The sequence below is a fragment of the Microbacterium aoyamense genome, assembly GCF_023155855.1.
Classification (GTDB): Bacteria; Actinomycetota; Actinomycetes; order Actinomycetales; family Microbacteriaceae; genus Microbacterium; species Microbacterium aoyamense.
This window is the reverse complement of record NZ_JAKNUT010000004.1, coordinates 198615-224759: the sequence shown is the minus strand read 5'-3', so window position 1 is coordinate 224759 and position 26145 is coordinate 198615. Positions and strand designations below refer to the sequence as shown.

22 protein-coding genes and 2 tRNA genes are annotated in these 26145 nt (G+C 68.7%); 8 read left to right on the top strand and 16 right to left on the bottom strand.

The window, feature by feature from the left end:
* Position 1 precedes the first annotated feature (1 nt).
* The 5 genes from ndk to MA876_RS12370 all read right to left on the bottom strand — a co-directional run bounded on the left by ndk (position 2) and on the right by MA876_RS12370 (position 6795).
* A complete protein-coding gene (ndk, locus tag MA876_RS12390) occupies positions 2-415 on the bottom strand; it encodes a nucleoside-diphosphate kinase (RefSeq protein WP_248149490.1) in 414 nt (137 codons plus the stop codon).
* Between the two features lie 17 nt (positions 416-432).
* Positions 433-837 (bottom strand): DUF4233 domain-containing protein, encoded by a 405-nt coding sequence (locus MA876_RS12385; RefSeq protein WP_248149488.1) that lies wholly within the window; start codon positions 835-837, stop codon positions 433-435.
* Positions 834-2174, bottom strand: coding sequence for a bifunctional folylpolyglutamate synthase/dihydrofolate synthase (locus tag MA876_RS12380; protein WP_248149486.1), 1341 nt, complete (start codon positions 2172-2174; stop codon positions 834-836). Before MA876_RS12380 ends, MA876_RS12385 begins: the two co-directional genes overlap by 4 nt.
* Complete coding sequence (gene ileS, locus MA876_RS12375) at positions 2171-5527, bottom strand: isoleucine--tRNA ligase (protein ID WP_248149484.1); 3357 nt, start codon at positions 5525-5527, stop codon at positions 2171-2173. The genes MA876_RS12380 and ileS overlap by 4 nt, the downstream gene beginning before the upstream one ends.
* A gap of 509 nt (positions 5528-6036) precedes the next feature.
* Positions 6037-6795 (bottom strand): endonuclease domain-containing protein, encoded by a 759-nt coding sequence (locus MA876_RS12370; RefSeq protein WP_248149481.1) that lies wholly within the window; start codon positions 6793-6795, stop codon positions 6037-6039.
* Between the two features lie 345 nt (positions 6796-7140).
* Here MA876_RS12370 and MA876_RS12365 point away from each other — a divergent pair, with 345 nt between their 5' ends.
* The 3 genes from MA876_RS12365 (at position 7141) to MA876_RS12355 (ending at position 10712) form a co-directional block, all read left to right on the top strand.
* Positions 7141-7800, top strand: a complete 660-nt coding sequence (locus MA876_RS12365) for a pentapeptide repeat-containing protein (RefSeq protein ID WP_248149479.1) — start codon at positions 7141-7143, stop codon at positions 7798-7800.
* Between the two features lie 78 nt (positions 7801-7878).
* Entirely contained in the window at positions 7879-10464 is a 2586-nt protein-coding gene (valS, locus tag MA876_RS12360) for a valine--tRNA ligase (protein ID WP_248149475.1), read from the top strand.
* The gene (locus tag MA876_RS12355; RefSeq protein WP_248149472.1) at positions 10464-10712 is read left to right on the top strand and encodes a hypothetical protein; all 249 of its coding nucleotides are present in this window, start codon (positions 10464-10466) and stop codon (positions 10710-10712) included. Before valS ends, MA876_RS12355 begins: the two co-directional genes overlap by 1 nt.
* Positions 10713-10742: 30 nt before the next feature.
* Here the strand turns inward: MA876_RS12355 and MA876_RS12350 are convergent, their stop codons facing one another.
* Genes MA876_RS12350 through MA876_RS12340 form a run of 3 tightly spaced genes read right to left on the bottom strand, consistent with a single transcriptional unit; the run spans position 10743 to position 12855 of the window.
* A complete protein-coding gene (locus tag MA876_RS12350; protein ID WP_248150145.1) occupies positions 10743-12014 on the bottom strand; it encodes an MFS transporter in 1272 nt (423 codons plus the stop codon).
* A gap of 2 nt (positions 12015-12016) precedes the next feature.
* On the bottom strand, positions 12017-12235 hold the full coding sequence (locus MA876_RS12345) for a hypothetical protein (RefSeq protein ID WP_248149469.1): 219 nt from the start codon (positions 12233-12235) through the stop codon (positions 12017-12019).
* Complete coding sequence (locus MA876_RS12340; RefSeq protein ID WP_248149466.1) at positions 12232-12855, bottom strand: winged helix-turn-helix domain-containing protein; 624 nt, start codon at positions 12853-12855, stop codon at positions 12232-12234. The genes MA876_RS12345 and MA876_RS12340 overlap by 4 nt, the downstream gene beginning before the upstream one ends.
* Positions 12856-12946: 91 nt before the next feature.
* On the opposite strand from MA876_RS12340, the gene MA876_RS12335 reads away from it, so the two are divergent.
* Positions 12947-15001 carry a M3 family metallopeptidase gene (locus tag MA876_RS12335; protein WP_248149462.1) on the top strand — a complete coding sequence of 685 codons (2055 nt, stop codon included), beginning with the start codon at positions 12947-12949 and terminating at the stop codon, positions 14999-15001.
* A 31-nt stretch (positions 15002-15032) separates the two neighbouring features.
* On the opposite strand, the gene clpX is transcribed toward MA876_RS12335, so the two are convergent.
* The 5 genes from clpX to MA876_RS12310 form a co-directional block, all read right to left on the bottom strand.
* Positions 15033-16301: an ATP-dependent Clp protease ATP-binding subunit ClpX gene (gene clpX, locus MA876_RS12330; RefSeq protein WP_248149458.1), complete on the bottom strand. Its 1269-nt coding sequence runs from the start codon at positions 16299-16301 to the stop codon at positions 15033-15035.
* A 200-nt stretch (positions 16302-16501) separates the two neighbouring features.
* A complete protein-coding gene (locus MA876_RS12325) occupies positions 16502-17173 on the bottom strand; it encodes an ATP-dependent Clp protease proteolytic subunit (protein WP_275562804.1) in 672 nt (223 codons plus the stop codon).
* A gap of 30 nt (positions 17174-17203) precedes the next feature.
* Positions 17204-17788, bottom strand: coding sequence for an ATP-dependent Clp protease proteolytic subunit (locus tag MA876_RS12320; RefSeq protein ID WP_248149454.1), 585 nt, complete (start codon positions 17786-17788; stop codon positions 17204-17206).
* A 143-nt stretch (positions 17789-17931) separates the two neighbouring features.
* The gene (gene tig, locus MA876_RS12315; protein WP_248149451.1) at positions 17932-19359 is read right to left on the bottom strand and encodes a trigger factor; all 1428 of its coding nucleotides are present in this window, start codon (positions 19357-19359) and stop codon (positions 17932-17934) included.
* A gap of 69 nt (positions 19360-19428) precedes the next feature.
* Positions 19429-19502 (bottom strand) — tRNA-Pro (locus MA876_RS12310).
* Positions 19503-19756: 254 nt separating this feature from the next.
* Between MA876_RS12310 and MA876_RS12305 the strand changes: the two genes are divergently transcribed.
* Positions 19757-19830: transfer RNA gene (locus MA876_RS12305), tRNA-Gly, on the top strand.
* Between the two features lie 131 nt (positions 19831-19961).
* Entirely contained in the window at positions 19962-20843 is an 882-nt protein-coding gene (locus MA876_RS12300; protein ID WP_248149437.1) for an alpha/beta fold hydrolase, read from the top strand.
* On the opposite strand, the gene MA876_RS12295 is transcribed toward MA876_RS12300, so the two are convergent.
* The 3 genes from MA876_RS12295 to MA876_RS12285 all read right to left on the bottom strand — a co-directional run bounded on the left by MA876_RS12295 (position 20844) and on the right by MA876_RS12285 (position 24115).
* Positions 20844-21194: an A1S_2505 family phage non-structural protein gene (locus MA876_RS12295; RefSeq protein WP_248149433.1), complete on the bottom strand. Its 351-nt coding sequence runs from the start codon at positions 21192-21194 to the stop codon at positions 20844-20846.
* Between the two features lie 243 nt (positions 21195-21437).
* Entirely contained in the window at positions 21438-21974 is a 537-nt protein-coding gene (locus tag MA876_RS12290; protein WP_248149427.1) for a gamma carbonic anhydrase family protein, read from the bottom strand.
* Entirely contained in the window at positions 21971-24115 is a 2145-nt protein-coding gene (locus MA876_RS12285; protein WP_248149422.1) for an acyltransferase family protein, read from the bottom strand. Before MA876_RS12285 ends, MA876_RS12290 begins: the two co-directional genes overlap by 4 nt.
* Positions 24116-24278: 163 nt before the next feature.
* Here MA876_RS12285 and MA876_RS12280 point away from each other — a divergent pair, with 163 nt between their 5' ends.
* Both MA876_RS12280 and MA876_RS12275 read left to right on the top strand, forming a co-directional pair.
* Complete coding sequence (locus MA876_RS12280; RefSeq protein ID WP_248149421.1) at positions 24279-24764, top strand: Dps family protein; 486 nt, start codon at positions 24279-24281, stop codon at positions 24762-24764.
* 72 nt (positions 24765-24836) lie between these two features.
* Entirely contained in the window at positions 24837-26111 is a 1275-nt protein-coding gene (locus MA876_RS12275; protein ID WP_248149420.1) for an ion channel protein, read from the top strand.
* The last annotated feature ends 34 nt before the right edge of the window (positions 26112-26145 follow it).

Sequence of the window (26145 nt, the reverse complement as noted above, 5' to 3'; positions counted from 1 at the left end):
GTCAGAACCAGATCGCGAGCTCGCGCGCGGCCGACTCCGGGCTGTCCGAGCCGTGCACGAGGTTCTGCTGGACCTTGAGGCCCCAGTCGCGGCCGAAGTCGCCGCGGATGGTGCCGGGCGCAGCCGTCGTCGGGTCGGTCGTGCCCGCGAGCGAGCGGAACCCCTCGATGACGCGGTTGCCCGCGAGACGGATCGCGACCGACGGCCCCGACATCATGAACTCGAGCAGCGGCTCGTAGAACGGCTTGCCCTCGTGCTCGGCGTAGTGCTTCTCGAGCGTCGCACGGTCGGGCTCGACGAGGCGGATGTCGACGAGCGCGTAGCCCTTGGCTTCGATGCGAGCGAGGATCGCGCCGGTCAGGCCGCGCGCGACGCCGTCGGGCTTGACGAGGACGAGGGTCTCTTCCGTGGGCATGCGTGGTTCCGTTCGGTTCAGGATTCGTCGGGAGGGGTGGATGCCGCGAGCTGCGCGTTGCGCCGGTCCAATGCGGCCCCCTTGATGGTGGCATACGCGTACATGCCGCCGAAAATGACGGCGACGATCAGGAGCGCGGGTTCGAAGAACGCGCCCAGCGCGACGACGACCTGCAGCACCCATCCGAGGGCGATCCCCCACCGATACCGCACGAGCCGGCCGGTCAGGATCATGAGGATCGCCATCACCGTGCCGGCGACGATCCCCCACCACGGCTCGATGCCGGCGGGAAGCGCCTTCAGGCCGTAGAGCACGAGCCCGCCGAGGAAGACGATGATCGACTCGAAGGCGAGCACGATCGAGGCGAGCGACTCGGCCGCCCCGCGGGCGCGCCGGGGCTTCGGCGCCGCCTTCGACGTCATGACCGCCACCCGCTCTTCCAGTCCTCGGCGTCGGCGAGCGAGACGGCTTCGCCGGCGAGGATGACGGATCCCGCGATGACGACGGCACGTCGGTCGGATGCCGAGGCCCACTCACGCGCCGCTTCGGCCGCGACCGCGACGTCGTCGTGCACGGTCACCGGGAGATCGCGCGCTTCCGCGAGGTCGGCGATCGCGTCCGCGTCGCTCGCGCGATCGGAGTCCGGCGCCGTCGCGAAGACGTGTGCCGCGATCGGCGCGAGCTCGGCGACGATGCCCTCGGCGTCCTTGTCGGCGAGCACGCCGAGCACGACGCCCCACTCGTCGAAGTCGAACGACTCCTGCAGAGCGGCCGCGAGAGCGCGCGCGCCGTGGGGGTTGTGCGCGGCATCCACCAGCACCGTCGGATTCGTGCCGACGAGCTGCAGCCGGCCGGGCGAGGTGACCGCTCCGAGTCCGTCCGTCAGCACCTCGCCCGCGAGAGGCCCGACGAGCGACTCGACCGCTGCGATCGCGAGAGCCGCGTTGAAGCCCTGGTGCGCGCCGTAGAGCGGCAGGTACTCGTCTTCGTAGGTTCCGGCGAGGCCCCGGACGGTGATGAGCTGTCCCCCGACGGCCAACCGCTGCGAGACGAGTCCGAACTCGGCGCTCTCGAAGGCGATCGTCGCGCCCTTCGTCGCGGCGGCGGTGCGAAGGACGGCGGCGGCTGCGGGATGCTGCTGCGCCGACACCACCGCGGCGCCCTGCTTGATGATGCCCGCCTTGACGGCGGCGATGTCGGGGATCGTCGCGCCCAGACGATCGGCGTGATCGATGTCGATCGGCGCGAACACGGCGACGTCACCGTCGGCCGTGTTCGTCGAGTCCCACGATCCGCCCATGCCCACCTCGAGCACGAGCACGTCGATCGGCGCGTCGGCGAAGGCGACGAACGCGAGGATCGTCAGCAGCTCGAAGAATGTCAGTCGCGCGTCCCCTGCTGCCTCGAGCTCGGCATCGACGATCGAGACGAAGGGATCGATCTCGTCCCAGGCGTCGGCGATCGCGGCGTCGCCGATCGGCTCGCCGTCGACCATGATGCGCTCGGTGAAGCGCTCGAGGTGCGGGCTCGTGAACAGTCCGGTCCGAAGCCCCAGCGCGCGCACGAGGCTCTCGATGACGCGGCTCGTCGAGGTCTTGCCGTTCGTGCCGGTGACATGGATGACGCGATACGTCTTCTGCGGATCGTCGAGCAGTTCGAGCACGCGCGCCGTGCGCTCGACGCGAGGCTGCACCCACCGTTCGCCCTGGCGCTGCACGAGCGCGCTGTAGACGGCATCCGCCCGTTCCCGATCGTTCATGACGTCACCTCCACGCGTGCCACCGACACCGTGAAGGAGCCGCGATTCGCGTACGTGCCCTTGTCGATCGTCGTGTCGAACTCCGCCGCAGTCGTCGCGCCCTCCACGAGGAGAGTCGCCGCACGGGAAGCCACGGCGTACGCGAGCGAGAGCGTCTCGCCCGCGACATCGGCGGCCTGGAACGCGGATGCGACAGCTGCGGCATCCTCGTCGTCCTCGAACTCGAGCGACAGCGCGATGCGGTCGCTCACATCGAAGCCGGCGGCCTTGCGGGTGTCCTGCACGGCGCGGATGACGTCGCGCGCGAGACCCTCGGCCTCGAGCTCGGGCGTCGTCGTCGTGTCGAGCAGCACGAACCCGCCGCCGTCGAGCAGCGCGAGCGCCTCGCCCTCCGGCCGACCCGAGGTCTCGAGCACGAGGTCGTACTCCCCCGGTTCGAGCGTCAGCCCGCCCGAGACCACCACGTCGCCGTCGAGGGACCAGTCCCCCGATTTCGCGCCCTGGATGGCGCGCTGCACATCGCGGCCGAGGCGCGGCCCCGCCGCCCGGGCGTTGACCGACAGGCGGTTCGTGATGCCGTACGAGGCGGCGGTGTCCTCCTGGAGTTCCACGAGCTCGACGGCCTTGACGTTGAGCTCTTCGCGCACGATGTCGTCGAACTGCGCGAGAGCCGTGGCATCCGGAACCACGACCGTGAGCCTCGGAAGCGGCAGGCGCACGCGCTTGCCCTCGCGCTTGCGCAGGGCGTTCGCGACGCTCGAGACCTCGCGCACGGCATCCATCGCCGTGCGGATGTCGGCCGCCTGCGGGAAGGTGTCCGCGTCGGGCCAGTCCTGCAGGTGCACGCTGCGTCCGCCCGTGAGCCCCTGCCAGACACGCTCCGAGACGAGCGGGATGAGCGGCGCCGCGACGCGCGTGAGCGTCTCGAGCACCGTGTAGAGCGTGTCGAACGCCTCACGACTCTTCGGATCATCGGTCACCCCGACCCAGAACCGGTCGCGCGAACGACGGATGTACCAGTTCGTGAGCGCCTCGGCGAAGTCGCGCAGGCGCGCGGCGGCGGTCGTGGAGTCGAGCCCTTCGAGGTCGGTCGCCACATCGCGCACGAGGTCGCCCGTGAGCGCGAGGATGTAGCGGTCGAGCACATCGGTCGAGTCCGTGCGCCACTGCGCCTCGTAGCCCTCGCCGGACGCATTGGCGTAGGTCGCGAAGAAGTACCAGGCGTTCCACAGCGGCAGCAGGAACTCGCGCACGCCGGCGCGGATGCCCTCCTCGGTCACGACGAGGTTGCCGCCACGCAGCACCGAGGAAGCCATCAGGAACCAGCGCATCGCGTCGGAGCCGTCGCGGTCGAAGACCTCGGACACGTCGGGGTAGTTGCGCAGCGACTTCGACATCTTGAGCCCGTCGCTGCCGAGGACGATGCCGTGGCACGACACGCCGGTGAAGGCGGGGCGGTCGAAGAGCGCCGTGGACAGCACGTGCATGACGTAGAACCAGCCGCGCGTCTGCCCGATGTATTCGACGATGAAGTCGGCCGGCGAGTGCGCATCGAACCAGTCATGGTTCTCGAACGGATAGTGCACCTGCGCGTAGGGCATCGACGCCGAGTCGAACCAGACGTCCAGGACGTCCTCGATCCGGCGCATCGTGCTCTTGCCCGTCGGGTCGTCGGGATTCGGGCGCGTGAGATCGTCGATGAACGGCCGGTGCAGATCGGGCTCGCCCTGCGCGTTCAGCGGCAGGCGTCCGAAGTCGCGCTCGAGCTCTTCGAGCGATCCGTACACGTCGACGCGCGGATACTCGGGGTCGTCGCTCTTCCACACCGGGATCGGCGAGCCCCAGAAGCGGTTGCGGCTGATCGACCAGTCCCGCGCGCCCTCGAGCCACTTGCCGAACTGCCCGTGCTTGACGTTCTCGGGGACCCACGTGATCTGCTCGTTGTTCGCGAGCATCCGGTCCTTGATGTCGGTCACGCGCACGAACCAGCTCGAGACCGCCTTGTAGATGAGGGGGTTCCGGCAGCGCCAGCAGTGCGGGTACGAGTGCTCGTACGACGCGAGGCGCAGCAGGCGGCCCTGACCGCGCAGCAGACGCACCAGCGGGGTGTTGGCATCCATCCACAGCTCGCCCGCGGCATCCGTCACCTGCGGCAGGAAGCGTCCGCCGTCGTCGAGGCTCATGATGAGCGGGATGCCGGCGGCCTCAGTCACACGCTGGTCGTCCTCACCGTAGGCGGGCGCCTGGTGGACGATGCCCGTGCCGTCGGAGGTCGTCACGTAGTCGTCGACCAGGATCCGCCAGGCGTTCTGCGTTCCCCACGTCACCGCATCGGCGTAATAGTCGAAGAGCCGGTCGTACTGGACGTCGGCCAGCTCGGCACCGGTCACCGTCTGCACGATCGCGTCGCGCGCAGCATCCGCCGACTCGTACCCGAGGTCCTTCGCATACCCGCTCAGGAGTTCTTCCGCGAGCAGGTAGCGGTGCGCCGTCGCGCCCTCGGGGTCGTCGCCCGCCGGCACGTCCGCCGCACCGGCGGGACCGCCGGGAACGACGACGTACCGGATGCCGGGGCCCACCGCGAGGGCGAGGTTCGTCGGCAGGGTCCACGGCGTGGTCGTCCAGGCGAGCGCGCGGACGCCCGTGAGCCCGAGTGCTTCGGCCTTGAGGCCGACGAGCGGGAACGTGACGGTGACCGACGGGTCCTGCCGCATCTTGTAGACGTCGTCGTCCATGCGCAGCTCGTGGCTCGACAGCGGCGTCTCGTCGCGCCAGCAGTACGGCAGCACGCGGTGACCCTCGTACGCGAGTCCCTTGTCGTGGAGTGTCTTGAACGCCCACAGGACCGACTCCATGTAGCCCGTGTCGAGAGTCTTGTACCCGCGTTCGAAGTCGACCCAGCGCGCTTGGCGGGTGACGTAGTCCTCCCACTCGCGCGTGTAGGCGAGGACGGACTCGCGAGCCTTGCCGTTGAAGACGTCGATGCCCATGGCCTCGATCTCGTCCTTCTCGGTGATGCCGAGCTGTTTCATCGCCTCGAGCTCGGCGGGCAGGCCGTGCGTGTCCCAGCCGAAGACGCGGTCGACCTTCTTGCCGCGCATCGTCTGGAAGCGCGGGAAGAGGTCCTTCGCGTAGCCGGTCAGCAGGTGTCCGTAGTGCGGCAGTCCGTTGGCGAACGGGGGGCCGTCGTAGAACACCCATTCCTCGGCCCCGTCGCGGTTCTCGATCGACGCGCGGAACGTGTCGTCCTCGGCCCAGAAGGCGAGCGTGTCGCGCTCGATCTCGGGGAACCTCGGGCTCGGCACGACGGCGGCGGGTCCGAACGAGGACCCGCGGGTCTTCGGGTAGGTCATGTTCTCTCCAGCGGGGTCGTCATCCTCGCTGGGACGATCCTCCTGGGACCGCGGTACCACCCGGCATTGCCTGCCTTCGTGGCGCGAAGGCGGGCCTCTTTCACTGCGGCTGTGACGGGCCTGCCCCGCTCGGTTCTACTGGGGGCCGAAACCCTGTTCTTCCGAGAGCTCCCCGGTGATGGCCGGATCGATGCTCGTGCGTCCAGTCTACCGGCCCCGCGCAAGGGGTCGAGCGCGGCTGCGGCGCCATGCGCGCGGCTATGGCCCCATTCTCGCGGCGTTGGCGGCGCGGGGATGCGCGGGCCAGGCGCAATCGGGAGGGCGATGCGCAGACGGGAGGATCGAATCGGATGTCTTCGCCCTCCCGTTCGCCCGCCGACCTCCCGTTTGCACGCCCCAGCCCTCCCATCCGCACGCCCCAGCCCTCCCGTCCGCACGCCGCGGCCCTCCCATCTGCACGCCTCGACCGTCGCTTCTGCCCGCCCCTCGGCCTCCCGTCTGCACGCGGCTCAGCCACGCGCGGGCAGGTCTCCCGCTCGGTGGAGACCCTGGGCCACGGCGCGCATGATGAGGTTCTGCACGGTCGGCCACTCGTCGATGATCTGCCAGTACCCCACGCGGATGACGTGGTAGCCCAGAAGCATGAGAGCCGCGTCGTGGGCGATGTCCTCCGATCGCTGTACCCCGACGTGGGTGCCTCCATCGATCTGCAGCACGAGGCGTTCGCCGATGAGAAAGTCGACTCGGTGGCCGGCGATCCACGATTGCGACAAGATCGGCACCTTCAACCACCGCAGTCTGTGGGGAACGATCGTCTCGAGTCCCGAATCGCGGAACGGGTCCGCGGCATCCGCCAATCGGCGCGCCGCGGCCGGGAGCGGGAGGCGGCGAAGCGCCGCCAGATCGGCAAGGCCCTTGTTGAGAGCGGAGTCCCACACCGCGAGCGCCTGCTCGAACGGCAGACACATCGCGACGTTCGCCAGCACGTTCTCGATCGGGTCGACGAGCGAACTGGGATCACGCGGCACGAGAGGTCTCGCCCAGTGCACCCGCGCCGCCGTCAGGTTCTTCTCGCGGTCCTTGTTGATGCGCACGTGACCCGAAGTCGGCGGGGCCGCGACATGCGGGAGCGGCAGGTCGTCCAGCATCCACAATCCCAACCGACGCGCCTGCGTGACGCAGGTCAGCACGACTCCCGCGCGCGCAGCGCGGATGAGGTCGGGCTCAGCGTCGGGAGCGGCGATCCAGCCTTGGCGTGGGCGAAGCACGCTGCCGTCGGCGACGGCGGCCGTCAGTTCTCGGCGGCTGACGCCCTGATCGAACAGCAGGGGGCGTCGGGATCACGCCGCCGCGTTCACGGATGAGGGAGAGAAGAGACACCCCACGAGCCTCGGGCCCGATCGCATCGTCGCCTCACGATCGCCTTCCCATCTGTGGAGAATCTCGGCGCCGGCGTCATGTGGAGGAGGGAAGGCTGAGCGAATTGGAGGGTGATCGGCAAACGGGAGGACGCGAAGGACGCTTCGCCCCTCCCATTCGCGCATGGTCCTCCGATTCGCGCATGTCCCCCGCGCAAGGGGACGCTGTCCGAGCCACGCGATAGCGTCGTTGGCATGGCTGGCAAGAAGGACGACCCCGCGCCGCCGCGGGTCTCCGCACCCGATCTTCCGCCGCGGCTGGAGCCGCATGAGCGGCTGGCCGCGCGAGAGGAGCACTTCCGTCTCGAGATCACGGGGTTGGAAGAGAAGACGGATGCTGCGCACAGCGAGATCTCGGAATGCCGCGTGGCCGCGGCATCCGTCGTCGACCTCATCCTCACCGGCGCCACTCTCGTCGACGTCGTGATCGATGACCTGCGCGCGACCACCGTCACGGCGCGGGATGCCCGGCTCAAGCGCGTGCGCATCACCGGCGGACGCATCGGCACCCTGGATCTCGCCGACGCCGAGCTCGACGAGGTCGAGCTGCGAGGCGTCCGCATCGACTACCTGACGCTCGCGGGGGCGCAGGTCGACGACGTGCTCATCGCGGACTCCACCATCACGACGCTCGACCTGCCCCAGGCGCGGTGCGACCGCGTCGCGTTCGAGAACACCAGGTCCGACGAAGTGGACTCGGTGGGGCTGCGCGCCCAAGACGTGGACCTCCGCGGGCTGGAAGCGCTGTCGTACACGGATGCCGCGTCCCTCCGAGGCGTGACGCTCTCGCCGCGGCAGATCGAGCTGCTGGCGCCGGCGTTCGCCGCAACGCTGGGCATCAAGGTCAAGAGCTGACCGAGAGCGGTAGAATCGTGGGACATCCCACACTCAGGCACGCTCACACAGTGCCGCATATATCGCTAGGAGACCTCCATGGCCGATGCATCCATCCCCGACAAGCCCGCCCTCGAAGGTCTCGAGACGAAGTGGGATGCCGCGTGGCAGCAGCAGGGCACGTACCTGTTCGATCGCGTCCGCGCCGCCGAGGTCGGCCGTGCCGGGGTGTTCTCGGTCGACACGCCTCCGCCGACGGCATCCGGTTCTCTGCACATCGGCCACGTCTTCTCGTACACGCACACCGACGTGAAGGTGCGCTTCGAGCGCATGCGCGGCAAGACGGTCTTCTACCCCATGGGCTGGGACGACAACGGCCTGCCGACCGAGCGTCGCGTGCAGAACTACTACGGCGTGCGGTGCGACCCGTCCCTGCCCTTCGACCCCGACTTCACTCCCCCGTTCCAGGGCGATGCGAAGAGCCTCAAGCCCGCCAATCAGGTGCCGATCAGCCGGCGCAACTTCATCGATCTCTGCGAGGCCCTGACGCTCGAGGACGAGAAGGCGTTCGAAGAGGTCTTCCGCCAGCTCGGTCTCAGCGTCGACTGGACGCAGACGTACCGCACGATCTCGGACGAGACGATCCGTACGAGCCAGCTCGCGTTCCTGCGCAACCTCGAGCGCGGCGAGGCGTACCAGTCGCTCGCCCCGACCCTGTGGGACATCGACTTCCGTTCGGCGATCGCCCAGGCCGAGCTCGAGGACCGCGATCAGCCGGCCGCGTACCACCGGGTCGCGTTCCCCTACGCCGACGGCTCGGGCACGATCGAGATCGAGACGACGCGGCCCGAACTCCTGCCTTCCTGCATCGCGCTCGTCACGCACCCCGAAGGCCCGCACAAGGACGCGATCGGCAAGAAGGTGCTCACGCCCTTCTTCGACGCGCCGATCGAAGTGCACGGTCACCACCTCGCCCAGCCCGACAAGGGCACGGGCGTCGCGATGGTCTGCACCTTCGGTGACGTGACCGACATCGTGTGGTGGCGCGAGCTGCGTCGCACGGACGGCTCCGACCTTCCGAACCTCACGAGCCTCGGGCTCGACGGCCGCTTCCTGCCCGACGCGCCCGCGGGGCTCGGCGCCGAAGGATCGGCCTGGTACGAGTCCGAGATGGCCGGCAAGACCGTGTTCTCGGGGCGCAAGGCGCTTGTCGAGAAGCTGCAGGAGACGGGCGACATCCTTTCGGTGTCCAAGCCCTTCACCCACGCGGTGAAGTTCTACGAGAAGGGCGACCGTCCGCTCGAGATCGTGTCGACGCGGCAGTGGTACGTGCGCAACGGCGCGCGGGACGAGTCCCTGCGCGATCGTCTCGTCTCGCTCGGCAAAGAGATGACGTGGCACCCCGACTTCATGCGCGTGCGCTACGAGAACTGGGTCGGCGGGCTCACGGGCGACTGGCTCGTCTCGCGACAGCGATTCTTCGGCGTGCCGATTCCCGTCTGGTACGGCCTCGACGAGAACGGCGAGCGTGACTACGACCGCGTGATCACTCCCGATCTCGCATCGCTCCCCGTGGACCCGACGACCGACGTGCCGCCGGGCTACACCGCCGCGCAGCGCGGCGCCGCGGGCGGCTTCGAGGGCGAGAAGGACATCTTCGACACGTGGGCGACGTCGTCTCTGACGCCGCAGCTCGCGGGCGGCTGGGAGCGCGACCCCGAGCTGTGGAACCTCGTCGCGCCCTTCGACGTGCGCCCGCAGGGCCAGGACATCATCCGCACGTGGCTCTTCTCGACGATGCTGCGCAGCGCGCTCGAGGACGACCGTGCGCCGTGGACCGATGCCGCGATCTCGGGCTTCATCGTGGACCCCGACCGCAAGAAGATGTCCAAGTCGAAGGGCAACGTGGTGACGCCGGCCGACATCCTGGCCCAGCACGGCACCGACGCGGTCCGCTACTGGTCCGCCTCGAGCCGCCTCGGCGCCGATGCCGCGTTCGACCCGCAGAACCCCACGCAGGTCAAGATCGGCCGTCGCCTCGCGATCAAGGTGCTCAACGCCTCGAAGTTCGTGCTGTCGTTCCCCGTGCCGTCCGGTGCGCAGATCACGCATGCCCTGGACGCCTCGATGCTCGCGACGCTCGACGGCGTCGTGCGCGAGGCGACGAAGGCGTTCGAGTCGTACGACCACGCCCGCGCGCTCGAGGTCACGGAGTCGTTCTTCTGGACGTTCTGCGACGACTACCTCGAGCTCGTCAAGGAGCGCGCGTACGACCAGACCGATGTGGGTCAGGCATCTGCCGCCCTCGCCCTGCGGACGGCGCTCTCGACGCTCCTGCGCCTCTTCGCCCCCGTGCTCGCGTTCGCGGCGGAAGAGTCGTGGTCGTGGTTCGAGGACGGCTCGGTGCACACCGCGGCCTGGCCCGAGCCGCTCGGCATCGAGGGCGACCCCGCCGTTCTCAAGGCCGTGAGCGAGGCGCTCGTCGGCGTCCGTCGCGCCAAGACCGAGGCGAAGGCGTCGCAGAAGAACCCGGTCGACCGCCTCACGATCGCCGCGCCCGCCGCGACGACAGCCGCCCTCCAGCTCGCCGAGGGCGATCTAAAGGCCGTGGGGCGCATCGCCGCCATCGCCTATGCCGAGGCCGACTCGCTCGCGGTCACCGACATCGAACTCGGAGAGATCTGATGCAGCTCGGGACGCGTTGGACGTCGGGCGACGAGCCGCCGAAGGCGGTTCCGGATGCCGTGGCCCGCGCCGTCCGCGAGGTCGACGCCGCGATCCCCGACGACGACCTCGGCCAGCCGCGCCCGCGGTGGACGCTCACCTGGCTCGAGGGGCGCCCCATCGCCGAGCTCGACACCGGCGTGATCGTGACCATCGGTCAGGACGGCGAACCCGTCGTCACGCACGATGCGGACGACGGGTTCGCCTGAGCCTCTGAATGGCACGGCCCCTGCACAGGGTCAGGCTTCGGGATCGTTGTGATTCGAGGCATCCCGAAGCAGGCGGACGCAGATCAGGGTCGTCACGAGCGTCACGACCCCCGCGATGAAGTACGGCAGCCGCAGGTCGGCACGCGCGACGAGACCTCCGAGGAGCGTCGCGAACGGGAAGAGCCCCCAGGTGAAGGTGCGGATGATGCCCAGCACCCGGCCGAAGATGCGCCCCGGCACGATCGCCTGACGTAGCGCGCCCCACGGCACGTTCCACGTCGAGACCGCGAACGCCATCAGCGCATACGCGATGATGCCGGTCACGAGCTCGGGCGCCGCCCACACGCCGAAGAGCGACACACCGGCGAGCAGATTCGCCGCGAGCATGACGGCACCGCGGCCGAACCGCGCGACCAACCGTGCCGCGGTCAGCGACCCGACGAGGGCTCCGAGTCCGATCCCGGCAGTCACGACGCCGATGGCGGCGGGCGCGACATCCAGCTCGTCGAGGAAGTACAGGATCGTCGGCGCCTGCGCGAACGAGAACGCACAGCCGATGATCGAGGTGAAGATCACCATCGAGCGCAGGAAGCGGTGGTTCCAGAGGTACGACACGGCTTCGCGAGCGGAGACGGTGGATGCCGCGGGCATCGGTTCCGCCTGCGCTGCCGCCGACTCGCCCTGCGTTGTCGCGTCCTTCGCGAAGGCACGAGCCGCGGTGAGTGGGAGGAGCAGCGCGAGAGCGATCGGGATCGCGTACCCCGCCGCGCCGACCCAGAGCGGCAGGGCCAGCGAGACGGCGAAGAGCACGCCGGCGATGGGGGTCGCGATGAAGCTGTCGATCGTGACCTGTGCGGCCTGCATGAAGCCGTTGGCGCGATCGAGCGAGCGGCGCTCGACGAGAGCCGGCACGATCGCGTTCGTCGCGTTGTCGAAGAGCGTCTCACCGAAGCCGAACACGAGAACGCCGGCGAAGAGCCACCAGATCGTGAGCGAGCCAGTGACGGTGAGCACGGCGAGGACCGCGGCTGTGCCGCCTCGCAGGGTGTTGGCGATCGCCATGATCCAGCGGCGGTCTAAGCGATCGACGATCATGCCGGCCGGCAGGCCGAAGACGAGCCAGGGCAGGAAAGCGAGAGCGCCGATCGCCGCGATCGCGAGCGGGTCGCGCGTGAGCGTCGTCGCGATGAGCGGCACCGCCGTGCGCCCGAGTCCGTCGGCGAGGTTGCTGAAGGCCGCAGCCGTCCAGAGCTTGCCGAAGTCCCTCGTCAACGGCGCCTTGACCGACGCCTCGGTGGCCACGCTCAACGGAGCTGGTTCGCGACGGGCGCGAGCAGGGTCGCGCGAGCGCGGACGCCGAGTGCGGCGTCGGATGACAGGTCTCGGCGCACCGATGAGGTCCGCGCGGCGCGGCGCTCGAGGCGCACGGCCACGATCCGATCGAGGCGGGCGGCAGTCGCGAGCAGGAAGCGCTCGAACGGGGTCGCGGGCGACAGCAGGCGAGGGGCGTGAATGGCGGTCATGACTTCTCTCCCAACTCGGGGAGCGGGAACAGATCGGCCCGGATGCTGACGGGCCGGACGTTCTCGCCGGTCTGATTGCGGTAGGTGTCCACGGCGTCGTCGATCAGCGCCATGATCTTGAGCCCGAGCAGTTTGCTCTGCTCGGGAGTGAGGCGGGTCGTGGCGGTCGAGAGCAAGGTGCCCTCCTGCCAGTCCTCGTCGATGCCGTTGAATCCACGGTCGACGAAGTCCATGAGCTGCTGGTTGCGGCCCCGCAGGAACTCCGTCATGACGATCTGCGACGCCGCTCGACCGGCCGGCGTCGCCATGGCCTCGGGGTTGGCGAAGGAGACGCCGCCGACGGGACGCTCCCACCAGCGCTCGCGTCCGGTGCCCTGATCGGCGACTTCGCGGATGAGGTCGTGCTTCGCGAGCGCCCGGAGGTGGTAGCTCGTGGAACCGCTGGACTCCCCCGTCATCTCGGCGAGGGAGCTGGCGGTCTGAGGACCGTACTGGCTGAGGATGTCGTACATGCGCACCCGCAGCGGGTGCGCGAGAGCCCGCAGCGCGCCGCTGTCGAGGACGCGGTCCTGATTGTGGCGCGCTTCCGTCGGGTCGATCGCCTCGGGCTGTTCTTCCATGGCTTGAAGATATCAATGCAAAGACTTCTTTGCAAGTAGCTCTTTGCAAACATTGCTTTGCGGGTTCCACCGCCGCGATTAGGCTGGTGTCATGGCGTCTGAGAACCCCCTCCTGTCCCCCACCACGCTCCCCTACGGTCTGCCCGACTACTCGGCGATCCGCCCCGAGCACTATCTCCCCGCTTTCGAACAGGCCTTCGCCGCGCACAAGGCCGAGATCGCGAACATCACGCGCGTGCGGTCGATGCCCACGTTCGAGAACACGATGATCCCGCTCGAGACGAGCGGCAAGCTGCTCGGCGACGTCGCACGCACCTTCTACACCGTCTCTTCGGCCGATGCGACCGACGACATCCAGGCGATCGAAGAGACGCTGGCTCCCCTGATGTCCGCCCACCAGGACTCGATCCAGCTCGACGCCCAGCTGTACTGGCGCATCAAGACCCTGCACGACCAGCTCGACGCCCTCGACCTCGACCCCGAACAGCGCTACCTCGTCGAACGTCACTTCCGCGAGATGTCGCACGCCGGCGCGGGACTCGACGATGCGGCGAAGGAGAGGGTCACGGCGATCAACGAGAGACTGTCGACCCTGACCACCACGTTCGAGAAGAATCTCCTCGCCGACACGAACGACCTCGCCGTCGTGTTCGACTCGGCAGAGGATCTCGACGGCCTCACCGAGGGCGAGCTCTCGGCGACTGCACAGGCCGCCGCCGACCGCGGCCTCGAGGACAAGTGGGTCGTGAGTCTGACGCTCTTCACGGGGCATCCCCATCTGTCGTCCTTGACGAATCGCGCGAGCCGCAAGCGGATCATGGATGCTTCACGCGCGCGCGGCAGCCGTGGCAACGCGCACGACAACAGCGCAGTGCTGCGCGAGATCGTGCGTCTGCGCGCTGAGCGCGCCGCTCTGCTCGGCTACGACACGCACGCCGCGTACATCACGTCGGACGAGACCGCCGGCTCGCCGGAGGCCGTGCACGATCTGCTGCGCAGACTCGCCGTGCCCGCCGCCGACAACGCCCGCCGTGAGCAGGCCGCGCTGCAGGCGATCATCGACACCGAGGCGGAGCCGTTCGAACTCGACGCCCATGACTGGGCCTTCTACACCGAGAAGGTGCGTCAGGCCGAGTACGACCTCGACACCGCGGCCCTGCGTCCGTGGTTCGAGGCGGAGCGCGTCCTGCAGGACGGCGTCTTCCGCGCGGCGACCGAGCTCTACGGCGTCACGTTCACCGAGCGCACCGACCTGGCCGGCTATCACCCTGACACGCGCGTGTTCGAACTGCACAACGCCGACGGTTCGGCGCTGGGGCTGTTCGTCCTCGATCTCTACACGCGCGACTCCAAGCGCGGCGGAGCCTGGATGAACTCGATCGTGCTGCAGTCCCGCCTGCGCGGGACCGACCCGATCGTCGTCAACAACCTCAATGTGTCCAAGCCCGCAGCCGGCCAGCCCACCCTCCTCACTCTCGACGAGGTCACGACGCTCTTCCACGAGTTCGGCCACGCACTGCACGGTCTCTTCGCGACCGTCACGTACCCGCACTTCGCCGGCACGAACGTGTTCCGCGATTTCGTCGAGTTCCCCAGCCAGGTCAACGAGATGTGGATCTACTGGCCCGAGATCCTCGCGAACTATGCGAAGCACATCGAGACGGGCGAACCCCTGCCTGCCGACGTCGTCGAGAAACTCACCGCGAGCGAAGCGTTCAACCAGGGCTTCGCGACGAGCGAGTACCTCGCTGCCTCGTGGATCGACCAGGCCTGGCACTCGCTCGACGCCGCTGCCGCATCCGCCGAGGACCTCGATGTCGCGGCGTTCGAGGCATCCGCCCTCGCCGACATCGGACTCGACAACCCCGCGGTGCCCACCCGCTACTCGTCGACGTACTTCGCGCACGTCTTCTCAGGCGGCTACAGCGCCGGCTACTACTCGTACATCTGGAGCGAGGTGCTCGACGCGGACACCGTCGAGTGGTTCCGCTCGAACGGCGGCCTCACGCGCGACAACGGTGATCGATTCCGCCAGCGGCTGCTCGGTGTGGGCGGGTCGAAGGACCCCCTCGAGGCGTACCGCGACTTCCGGGGACGGGATGCCGAGATCGAGCCGCTTCTGAAGCGCCGGGGCCTCGCGGCCTGACGTCCGATCGAGAGCGCCTGATCCTTCGGGGTCAGGCGCTCTTGCGCTTCTCGCGGAGCAGGAGCGTGGGCGCTGCGCCCTCTTCGACCGAGGCCTTCGTCACGACGACCTTGTCGACATCGTCGGTCGAGGGGATGTCGAACATGATCGGGCCGAGCACGTCCTCGAGGATGGCGCGCAGGCCGCGGGCGCCCGTCTTGCGCTCGACAGCGAGGTCGGCGATCGCCTCGAGCGCCTCGACCTCGAACTCGAGAGCGACATCGTCGAGCTCGAACATGCGCTGGTACTGCTTGACCAGCGCGTTGCGCGGCGACGTCAGGATCTCCATGAGCGCTTCGCGGTCGAGCGGGTTGACCGAGGCCACGACGGGCAGACGGCCGATGAACTCGGGGATGAGGCCGAACTTGTGCAGGTCTTCGGGACGGACCTCGCTGAAGAGCGTGAGGTCGTCGCCCTTGTTGTGCAGCGGGGCGCCGAAGCCGATCCCGTGCTTGCCGACGCGGTTCGAGATGATGTCCTCGAGACCCGCGAACGCCCCGGCGACGATGAACAGGACGTTCGTCGTGTCGATCTGGATGAACTCCTGATGCGGATGCTTGCGCCCGCCCTGCGGCGGGACCGACGCGACCGTGCCCTCGAGGATCTTCAGCAGCGCCTGCTGCACGCCCTCGCCCGAGACGTCGCGCGTGATCGACGGGTTCTCGGCCTTGCGGGCGATCTTGTCGATCTCGTCGATGTAGATGATGCCGGTCTCGGCGCGCTTCGTGTCGAAGTCGGCGGCCTGCAGGAGCTTGAGCAGGATGTTCTCGACGTCTTCGCCGACGTACCCCGCCTCGGTGAGAGCCGTGGCATCCGCCACCGCGAACGGCACGTTGAGGCGCTTCGCGAGCGTCTGGGCGAGATACGTCTTGCCGCAGCCGGTCGGGCCGAGGAGCAGGATGTTGCTCTTCGCGATCTCGACCTCGTCGGCACGCTGCTCGGCCGGCTGGATCGTGCCGTGCGCGCGCACGCGCTTGTAGTGGTTGTAGACGGCGACCGAGAGGGCGCGCTTCGCGTGCTCCTGCCCGACGACGTACTCCTCGAGGAAGGCGAAGATCTCGCGGGGCTTCGGCAGATCGAAGTCGGACACCACGCCCGAGGACGACTCGGCCATGCGCTCTTCGATGATCTCGTTGCACAGCTCGACGCACTCGTCGCAGATGTAGACGCCGGGGCCGGCGATCAGCTGCTGGACCTGCTTCTGGCTCTTGCCGCAGAAGGAGCACTTGAACAGGTCGGCACTCTCACCGATGCGCGCCATCAGGCTCCTCCTCGTGGAACAGGGGCGATCATCCCCCCGGATGTCCTCCGAGCCTAACCCGTCGTGAGGACATCGAGCGGGATTGCGACGCGCTTTGTGGATGCCGGGCGTGCCGCTCCGCCGACAGCGGATCGACGCGCACGCACGCGGAAACCCCGCCGCCGGCGAGCCGGGCGACGGGGTTTCGCAGCATCCATCGTCTACGACGCGATGGCGGCCTGTCCGCGCTTGCGCGTCGTCAGCACCTGGTCGACGATGCCGTACTCGAGCGCCTCGGCGGCCGAGAGGATCTTGTCGCGGTCGATGTCCTTGTTGACCTTGGCGACGTCCTGGCCGGTGTGGCGGGCCATCGTCTCTTCGAGCCATGTGCGCATGCGCAGGATCTCAGCGGCCTGGATCTCGATGTCGGAGGCCTGGCCGTGGCCCGCCTCGCCCATCGCGGGCTGGTGCATCAGGATGCGGGCGTTGGGCAGCGCGAGGCGCTTGCCGGGCGCGCCGGCCGCGAGCAGAACGGACGCGGCCGAGGCCGCCTGGCCGAGCACGACCGTCTGGATCTGCGGCGACACGTACTGCATCGTGTCGTAGATCGCCGTCATGGCCGTGAACGAGCCGCCGGGCGAATTGATGTACATGATGATGTCGCGATCGGGGTCCTGCGACTCGAGCACGAGCAGCTGGGCCATGACGTCATCCGCCGAGGCGTCGTCGACCTGGACGCCCAGGAAGATGACGCGGTCCTCGAACAGCTTGTTGTACGGGTCCTGGCGCTTGTAGCCGTAGGCGGTGCGCTCCTCGAACTGCGGGAGCACGTAACGGCTGCCGGGCATCTGCAGGCCCTGATTCGCCAGACCGCCGAAGGTGGGGACGTTCATTCGTTCTTCTCTCTTTCGCCGCAGGTCGCGTCAGGCCTTGGTTCCGCCGCCGCCGACGACGTCGGCCGCGGACTCGCGGATGTGGTCGACGAAGCCGTACTCGAGGGCTTCCTGCGCCGTGAACCAGCGGTCGCGGTCGCCGTCCTCGTTGATCTGCTCGACAGACTTGCCGGTCTGGGCCGCCGTGATCTCGGCGAGACGGTTCTTCATCGAGACGATGAGCTGGGCCTGCGTCTGGATGTCGCTCGACGTGCCGCCGAAGCCGCCGTGCGGCTGGTGGAGCAGCACGCGCGCGTTGGGCGTGATGTAGCGCTTGCCCTTCGTGCCGGCCGTCAGCAGCAGCTGCCCCATCGAGGCGGCCATGCCGATGCCGACCGTGACGATGTCGTTCGGCACGAACTGCATCGTGTCGTAGATCGCCATGCCGGCCGTGATGGAGCCGCCGGGCGAGTTGACGTAGAGGTAGATGTCCTTCTCGCTGTCTTCAGCGGCGAGGAGCAGGATCTTCGCGCAGATCTCGTTCGCGTTCTCGTCCCGCACCTCGGATCCCAGCCAGATGATGCGGTCCTTCAGCAGCCTGTCGAAGACGCTCGTCGCGACAAGTGGTTCGGCCATGTGACACTCCTGATTCCGTGGTCGTCGCAGTCGAATCTACCGGCGCGCCACAGGGCTTCCGGCCGTGTTCGCCCTGGGCAGAGCGCACAGACGAGAAGAGGGTGGATGCCGCGGCATCCACCCTCTTCTCAAGCCCTGCGTTATTACGCGTCAGCGGCCTTCTTCTTGGCGGGAGCCTTCTTCTTGGGCTTCGCCTCGGCCTCCTCCGCCTCGATGATCGCGTCGGCGTCGGCCGCGGCATCCGCGAGCTCCTGCGCCTCTTCGACGACCTCTTCTTCAGCCTCGGCCTCGTCGTCCACCGCGACGAAACCGGCGAGGTCGACGGGCTTGCCGTTCGAGTCGACGACCGTCACCTTGCCGAGCGCGACCGCGAGGGCCTTGTTACGCGCGACCTCGCCGATCATGGCCGGCAGCTGGTTGCCCTGCTGCAGCGCGTCGACGAACTCCTGCGGGGCCATGCCGTACTGGGCGGCCGACTGGATGAGGTACTGCGTCAGCTCGTCCTGCGAGACCTGGACGTTCGCCTGCTCGGCGATCTTGTCGAGGATCATCTGCGTCTTGAACTGCTTCTCGCTCGCCTCGGTCACCTCGGCACGGTGCACGTCGTCCTCGAGGCGGCCTTCGCCCTCGAGGTGGTTGTGCACCTCGTCCTCGATGAGCTGCGGCGGAACGGGGATCTCGACCTCGGCGATGAGCTTCTCGACGAGGGCGTCGCGGGCGGCGGCTCCCTGCGTGAAGGCCGACTGCTGGCCGACGCGCTCCGACAGGCTCTCGCGCAGCTCGGCGATGGTGTCGAACTCGCTCGCGATCTGCGCGAAGTCGTCATCGGCCTCGGGGAGCTCGCGCTCCTTGACGGCCTTGACCGACACCGAGACCTCGGCCTCTTCGCCGGCGTGGTCGCCGCCGATGAGCGACGAGCGGAACGTGGTGTCCTCGCCCGCGGTGAGCGAGTCGATCGCCTCGTCGATGCCTTCGAGCAGCTCGCCCGAGCCGACCTCGTACGACACGCCCTCGGCGCGGTCGATCTCGTTGCCGCCGATCGTGGCGACGAGGTCGAGCTCGACGAAGTCGCCCTTCGCGGCGGGACGGTCGACCGTGATGAGAGTGCCGAAGCGGGTGCGCAGGTTGTCGAGCTCGGCGTCGATCGCGGCCTCGTCGACCTCGGCCGCGGGGACCTCGAGCGTGATGCCTTCGAACGCGGGCAGCTCGAACTCGGGACGCACGTCGACCTCGACGGTGACCTCGAGGTCGCCCGAGAAGTCCTTCTCGTTCGGCCACGTGACGACCTCGGCCGCCGGGCGGCCGATGACGCGGAGCTCGTTCTGCTCGGCGGCCTGGCGGTAGTACGTGTCGAGGCCCTCGCTGACGGCGTGCTCGAGGACCGCGAGGCGGCCGACACGCTGGTCGATGATGGGGGCGGGCACCTTGCCCTTGCGGAAGCCCGGGATCTGGACGTCCTGTGCGATGTGCTCGTACGCGTGCGCGATGCTCGGCTTGAGCTCCTCGGGCGTGACCGTGATGGTGAGCTTGACCCGCGTGGGGCTGAGCTTCTCGACGGTGCTGGTGACCATGCCTGTTGTTCTCCTCGGTTGGACCGCGCAGGGGCGCGGGGGTCTGGAAGTCTGGGTGAGGGTCGTTCGTCGGGGCGACAGGATTTGAACCTGCGGCCTCCCGCTCCCAAAGCGGGCGCTCTACCAAGCTGAGCTACGCCCCGGGCAGGTCGCGCGCGTACGCGGACACGAAACGGCCCCGAGAAGTCTAGCCGACGTGCGTCGGCGGGTCCGGCGCGCGAAGCTCAGGTCGTCCGGTCGGAGAATTCCGCCCCTGTCGGTGCATTTCGCACGGATTGCTCCGACGAGCGTGACATTCTCCGACGGCGGGGCGTCCGAAGCCCGTTCGTGCGTCCAGTAGGATTGTGGATGCAGCGGCTCGCCGCCGCATCCGATTTCGGCCCTCACCAGCCGAAATGGGGCTGTAGCTTAGTGGTAAAGCCTTAGTCTTCCAAACTAATGATGCGGGTTCGATTCCCGTCAGCCCCTCCAATGCCCTCACGTTCGGCCGCAGTCCGTGCGCGAGGGCATTCGTGCTGGTGTCGCGAGAGTCACCCCGCACGGGTGATTGCCCGCCGCCCCCGGCGGCGAGAGGATGAGGCATCCATCCGCCGGAGGTCCCCATGGCAGCGAACTCGCCACGAAAGCTTCCCCGCAAGCCGGCATCGACTCTCGCCGAGAAGTGGACGACCGTCGACGGCGTCGACGTGTTCTACCGCGAGTCGCCGACCCCTGCGCCGGACGCACGCGTGCTCGCGCACCTGCACGGGTTCGGCCTGTCGGGGCGGTACCTGCTCCCGACCGCCGAGAGGCTCGCGGACGAATTCCACACCTTCGTGCCCGACCTGCCGGGCTTCGGACGCAGCGGCAAGCGCAAGGACATGCTCGACATCCCCGATCTCGCCCACGCCGCGATGGACTTCTTCGACGATCAGGGTGTCGAGAAGGTCTCACTCGTGGGCAACTCGATGGGATGCCCCGTCATCCTCGAGTGCGCGCACCACTACCCCGAGCGGGTCGAGCGCGCCGTGCTCGTGTCGCCCGCAGGCGGTCTGTTCAACCGGCCCCTTCGGCGCGCGATGGCCCAGTTGGCGATGGATGCCCCGCGCGAGCCCACACGTATGGCACGCGTCGCGGTGCCCGACTATCTGCGGTTCGGCGTGCCCAGCACCGCGCGGCTCTTCAAAGCGCTGACGCAGTACCCGTCGCTCGAGCGGCTGCTCGCGCTCAAGATCCCGACGCTCGTCGTGCTGGGCGAGAAGGATCCGCTCCTCCCCCACGCGCACCGGATCGACGAGATCGCGAGCCGGACCGACAACCACGTGCTCGTCGTGCTGCTCGAGGGCGCCGCGCACGCGATCAACTTCAGTCATCCTGAACAGCTCGCGCACGTCATCCGTCTCTTCATGGACGACCGCCCCATCGGCAACGACCCGGACTGGCCGGAGCACATGCGCGTCTACGAAGTGCACCGGGGGGCGAACCACCCGCCGGCGAAGGACTGATCAGGCGACGAAGGATGCCGGAAGCACGACGTTCTCGCCCGCTCCCGCGAAGAAGCCCTTGACGTCGTCGGGCGCATAACCCGCGATGCCGCATCCCACCTCGGTCACGAGGAACCGCATTTCGGGATGCTCCGCGGCGAACGCGATGAACCGTCGCGCCTGGTCTTCGAGGACGCCGAGCCCGGACATCGTGTCGATGCCGTAGGACTGCCCCTGCAGGCCCTCGGACTGCCCCCACACGGCACCGAAGCGGTCGTAGGCGAAGCGCGCCGCTCCCCCGCCGTGCGCGCCGCCGCTGTTGGAGCCGAAGACGAAGACCTCGTTCGGCGCGAGCGATTCGATCAGGCTCACGTCATTCCTCATCCGGTTTCGCGTCACGTGAGCGCATCCAGCGGAAGGTCATCCACGTGACGATCGCGACAAGTCCGCCCATCGAGAGGGCGAAGATCCAGCCGACGGCATCCATCACCCCATGCAAGCAGCCGTGTCGCGCGTGCACAACGGCGGGGATCATCCACGACGCGCGGGCAGACCGCGTCGACCAGCGGCGTGTCGTCGAAGAGTCCCGCCGATGTGCACACCCGAAGGCGGTCGTCAGACCTCGACGGCGTCCTCGTGCTGCGCGGTGTGGGCGAGATAGGCGGCGGCGTTGCGCACCAGACCGTCCTTCTCTTCCGGAGTGAGTTCGCGACGGACCTTCGCGGGAACGCCCGCCACGAGGGATCCGGGCGGCACCACGGTGTCCTCGAGCACGACAGCGCCGGCAGCGACGAGACATCCCGCGCCGATGACGGCGCGATTGAGCACCACGGCGCCCATGCCGATGAGCGCGCCATCGCCGATCGTGCAGCCGTGCACGACGGCGTTGTGCCCGACCGAGACGTCGGTTCCCAGCAGGACCGGCGATCCCCGGTCGACGTGGACCGAGACGTTGTCCTGCAGATTGCTGCGCGCACCGATCGTGATCGTGTCGCCATCGGCGCGCAGCACCGCGTTGTACCAGACGCTCGCCTGCTCCCCGAGAGTGACGGCGCCGATCACTCGCGCGCCGTCGGCGACGAACGACGACGCGTGCAGGACGGGCGAGAGACCGCTCACGGACAGGATGCTGGCGCCATCGGCAATCGTCATGGCGAAACTCTATCGAGAGCGGCCTCGATGGCTTCGGCGTACCAGGGAGCGAGGGTGTCCGCGAAGGTCACCGTGAGGTGGTCCTGATCGCGGTAGATGTTCGCGCCGCCGACGACGGGCGAGCAGACCTCTTCGCCGCAGAAGACGTCGGTGAAGTCGAGGAGCGTCACGCCCTCGATTCCGGATGCCGCGGCCCGCAGCGGATCGTCCGTCACGAGCAGCTCCGACCGAGGTCCGTCGCAGGCCGACGCATCCCTCGTCCTGAGGCACTTGTTCGGATCGGTCTCCCAGACGGGGTTGTCGACGACCGTGATGACGGGAATGTCGCGGTCGAGGACCTCGGACCACGCGGCCTGGTACCCGGCGACCGCCGCGTCGTAGGACGAGTCGTAGCCGACCGAGGAGTACGGCGTCGTCGCGATGGCGGCCGTGAAGACGGCATCCAGATCCGCGTCCGCGAGCTGCGCACGCACGCCATCACGCCACTGGGTGCACGCCTCGCCGAACGCACCGGGGGTCGACAGCGGCGTCGTGTTCCACGGGCAGGCGCCCTTGAACCAGGTCGTGAGGTGCCATCCGTTCTCCTCGGCGAGCGACTGGAACGTCGACAGCAGCTGATAGGCGTGACTGTCGCCGATGAGCGCGACGCGCGGAGCATCCGGCTCCTCCGAACCGAACTCGCACGAGACCGGCCGCGCATCGTTGAGCTGCACGAAGCACTGCGCCGCCTCGGGCCGATCGACGCCGGCGAATCCCGGCGCCGGAAGGATCGTGTCGCCGAAGTCGGTCCCCGCGCACGCATCGTCGAGCACGACGGCTGCGCCGAAGCACTCGGGCGGGCTCTCGCGCAGCTCCTGCAGGGCGCGCACACCCTCGTTGTAGGTGGAGGCGTTGACGGCCCACGCCGTGCCGGCGGCGCCCGCGACGACGAGCATCGCGGCGAGCGATGACCACAGCGTCACGCGCGCGGGCCGCGAGGTGAGCACCTTCCACGACCGGACAGGATCCTCGACGAACCGCTTCGTGAGCCACGCGAGCACGAAGCACAGCACGAGCAGCGCGACGCGGTGATAGATCGTCAGCCCCCAGAACGGGACGGACGGCGCGATGATGATGAGCGGCCAATGCCACAGATAGAGCGAGTACGAGATGTCGCCGACGAACTGCGCGGGCCGCAGCGCCAGGATCCGCGTCGGGTACCACCAGCGCTCCGTGTTCGACGCCGCGATGATCGCCGCCGCACCGAACGTCGGGAGCGCCGCCATGTACCCCGGGAACGGCGTCTGGCCGTCGAAGCGGAACGCGACGAAGAGCAGCACCAGCACGCCGCCCCACCCGAGGAAGAAGCTCACGATGGCGTTGCGCACCTGCAGGAGCGGGATCAGGGCGATCATCGCACCGACGCCGAACTGCCACATGCGCGCGAACGTCACGAAGTAGGCGGGCGCCGGGTTCGTGATCGTGAAGGCGACGCAGAAGACGAAGGATGCCACGGTCACGACGCCCAGGGCGATGAGCACCGCCCTGCGGCGGGCGCCGCGGAAGTACTTCACGCCGATCCATGCCGCGAGCAGCATGATGAGCGGCCAGATGACGTAGAACTGCTCCTCGAGCGACAGAGACCAGTAGTGCTGAACGGTCGTCGGGTCGCCCGAGTGGTTCAGGTAGTCGGCCGAGTTCAGTGCCAGGAACCAGTTCTCGACGTAGAACGTGGATGCGATGATCTCGCGCACCTCGTTCGGCAGCGCCGACGTCGGGGTGAGGTACGGCGACATCGCGACGAGTGCGCAGACGAGAAGGACGAGGAGGGATGCCGGCAGCAGGCGGCGCGCGCGCCGCGCCCAGAACTGGCCGAGCCGCACCGTGCCCGTCGCCGTCAGTTCGCGCATCAGATGGCCCGTGATGAGGAACCCCGAGATGACGAAGAAGATGTCGACGCCGACGTAGCCGCCCGGCAGGCGCGCGGGCCAGAAGTGGTAGAGCACGACGAAGATCACCGCGATCGCGCGGAGTCCCTGCACGTGCGGCAGGAACCGCGACGGCTCTGCGTGCTCGGGCGAACGGTCGCGCGGTTCGCGCCGGCGGAGCCGAGCGGGATCGCCGAGATCCTGCGGGCCGAGGTCGTGGTCTGCGGAGGGCACGCCTCGACGCTACCTGCTCGTTTCCGGCATCCCGAACCGCCCCACCGTCGGGCGTTTAGCCCAGCCTTCGCTTGCTTGCGGAATGTCCGTGGCTGAGTAGCGTTGAGACCACAAGGGCCCCGTTCGAGCGAACGGACTCCGCCCGACGATGGAGGCGACAGACATGACGAAGACCAACACGATTCCCGCAACCGCCGCAGACCCCACGATGGCCGCCGGCACCGCCCAGTTCCTCACGCCGCTGGTGCTCGGCCTCCAGGCCCTCGCCGTGAACGGCAAGCAGGCCCACTGGAATGTGCGCGGCTCGAACTTCATCGCGATCCACGAGCTGCTCGACACGCTGGTGTCGAACGCTCAGGCCAGCGCAGACCTCGCCGCGGAGCGCATCGTCGCTCTCGGTCTCCCGGTCGACGCGCGCGTCGCGACCGTCGCGGCCAAGACCCAGGCGACGGCCGTCCCCGCCGGCTTCACGCAGTGGGAGACCCTGATCCGCGACGTGATCGCCGACATGGACGCCGTCATCGCCGACACGCAGGCCGCGATCGACGGCCTCGACGAGGTCGACCTCACGAGCCAGGATGTCGCGATCGCGATCAAGGCCGGCCTCGAGAAGGACCGCTGGTTCCTCTTCGCGCACCTCGCGGAGTAAGCGAACACCGACGGGCGGGGTCGGGGCCTTCGGGCCTCGACCCCGCTCGCGCATCAGCCCTAGGGTGAGTGCGTGACCGACGACGTGGCCCCTGCCCCCAGCATCCGGAGCCTCGTACTGCTCGCAGTCCCGGCGATCGTCATCGGCGTCGTGTCGGCGCTCCTGCTGTGGAGCCTCGAGCAGTTGGCCGACCTGCTCGAGCAAGTGCTGTGGCACGGCCTGCCGGATGCCGTCGGCATCGCGCCCGACAGCCCGTGGCTCACGATCGGCGTCCTCACGGCGACCGGCCTCGCGGTCGGACTCGTCGTGCAGTTCGTACCGGGGCACGCGGGGCCCGATTCGGCGACGACCGAGCTCGACACCCCGCCGCCGCGCCTTCGCGAAGTGCCGAGCATCGCGCTCGCGGTCCTGATCAGCCTCGCCGGCGGTGTGAGCCTCGGGCCCGAGAACCCGATCATCGCGATCAACGGCGCGATCGCGGTCGCGCTCTGCGCGCGCTTCGTCAAGGTCGTGCCCACAAAGATCGCCGTCCTGCTCGCTTCGGCCGCGACGATCGGGGCTCTGTTCGGCACGCCCGTCGCCGCAGCACTCGTGCTGACCGGCACGGTCGCCGCCGTGCGCGGCGGTGGGTCGCTGTGGGACAAGCTCTTCCTCCCGGTCGCGGCCGCGGGCGCCGGCGCCCTCACGATGCACCTGCTCGGGGCGCCCCCGCTCGCATTCGACGTGCCCGCGTACGGCGGCCCGTCGCCCGCCGACTTCGCCACGGGACTGCTCGTCGCCGCCGTCTCGGCCGGTCTCGGCATCCTCGCCGCCTTCGTCTTCCCCTACATCCACCGCGGGTTCCACGCCCTGCGGCACCCCGTGCTGTTCACGACGCTCGGTGGTCTCGTGCTCGGCATCCTCGGCGTCATCGGCGGGCAGATCACGCTGTTCAAGGGACTCGAGCAGACCGGAGAGCTCATCGCGAATCCCGGCGACTATTCGACGGGGCAGCTCGCCCTGTTCACGATCGTCAAGATCGTCGCGCTGCTCGTCGCCGCGAGCGCGGGGTTCCGGGGCGGCCGCATCTTCCCGGCCGTGTTCGTCGGCGTGGCACTCGGGCTCTTCTTCCAGTCGATCATCCCCGGCATGCCCATCGGCCTCGCGATCGCGTGCGGTGCGATGGGCATCGTGCTGCAGGCGACGAAGGACGGCTGGATGGCGATCTTCGTCGCGGTCGCGATGACCGGCGACATCACGCTCCTGCCGCTGCTCTGCGTCATCGTTCTGCCGGTCTGGCTGCTCGTGACGAAGGCGCCGGAGCTCGCCGTGAAGCCGCCGGCGATATCTGACTCGTCCTCCCCTTGATCGGGGTTTGGGGCAGCTCACGCGCTTCGGGGCG

What these genes read in the sequence shown, in the direction of transcription:
- MA876_RS12325 (WP_275562804.1), bottom strand. Translation starts at nt 17,173, where the DNA reads ATGAACGTCCCCACCTTCGGCGGTCTGGCGAATCAGGGCCTGCAGATG.
- MA876_RS12355 (WP_248149472.1), top strand. Translation starts at nt 10,464, where the DNA reads ATGCAGCTCGGGACGCGTTGGACGTCGGGCGACGAGCCGCCGAAGGCG.
- valS (WP_248149475.1), top strand. Translation starts at nt 7,879, where the DNA reads ATGGCCGATGCATCCATCCCCGACAAGCCCGCCCTCGAAGGTCTCGAG.
- tig (WP_248149451.1), bottom strand. Translation starts at nt 19,359, where the DNA reads ATGGTCACCAGCACCGTCGAGAAGCTCAGCCCCACGCGGGTCAAGCTC.
- MA876_RS12340 (WP_248149466.1), bottom strand. Translation starts at nt 12,855, where the DNA reads ATGGAAGAACAGCCCGAGGCGATCGACCCGACGGAAGCGCGCCACAAT.
- MA876_RS12320 (WP_248149454.1), bottom strand. Translation starts at nt 17,788, where the DNA reads ATGGCCGAACCACTTGTCGCGACGAGCGTCTTCGACAGGCTGCTGAAG.
- MA876_RS12290 (WP_248149427.1), bottom strand. Translation starts at nt 21,974, where the DNA reads ATGACGATTGCCGATGGCGCCAGCATCCTGTCCGTGAGCGGTCTCTCG.
- MA876_RS12380 (WP_248149486.1), bottom strand. Translation starts at nt 2,174, where the DNA reads ATGAACGATCGGGAACGGGCGGATGCCGTCTACAGCGCGCTCGTGCAG.
- MA876_RS12385 (WP_248149488.1), bottom strand. Translation starts at nt 837, where the DNA reads ATGACGTCGAAGGCGGCGCCGAAGCCCCGGCGCGCCCGCGGGGCGGCC.
- clpX (WP_248149458.1), bottom strand. Translation starts at nt 16,301, where the DNA reads ATGGCGCGCATCGGTGAGAGTGCCGACCTGTTCAAGTGCTCCTTCTGC.
- MA876_RS12280 (WP_248149421.1), top strand. Translation starts at nt 24,279, where the DNA reads ATGACGAAGACCAACACGATTCCCGCAACCGCCGCAGACCCCACGATG.
- ileS (WP_248149484.1), bottom strand. Translation starts at nt 5,527, where the DNA reads ATGACCTACCCGAAGACCCGCGGGTCCTCGTTCGGACCCGCCGCCGTC.
- MA876_RS12345 (WP_248149469.1), bottom strand. Translation starts at nt 12,235, where the DNA reads ATGACCGCCATTCACGCCCCTCGCCTGCTGTCGCCCGCGACCCCGTTC.
- ndk (WP_248149490.1), bottom strand. Translation starts at nt 415, where the DNA reads ATGCCCACGGAAGAGACCCTCGTCCTCGTCAAGCCCGACGGCGTCGCG.
- MA876_RS12300 (WP_248149437.1), top strand. Translation starts at nt 19,962, where the DNA reads ATGGCAGCGAACTCGCCACGAAAGCTTCCCCGCAAGCCGGCATCGACT.
- MA876_RS12365 (WP_248149479.1), top strand. Translation starts at nt 7,141, where the DNA reads ATGGCTGGCAAGAAGGACGACCCCGCGCCGCCGCGGGTCTCCGCACCC.
- MA876_RS12335 (WP_248149462.1), top strand. Translation starts at nt 12,947, where the DNA reads ATGGCGTCTGAGAACCCCCTCCTGTCCCCCACCACGCTCCCCTACGGT.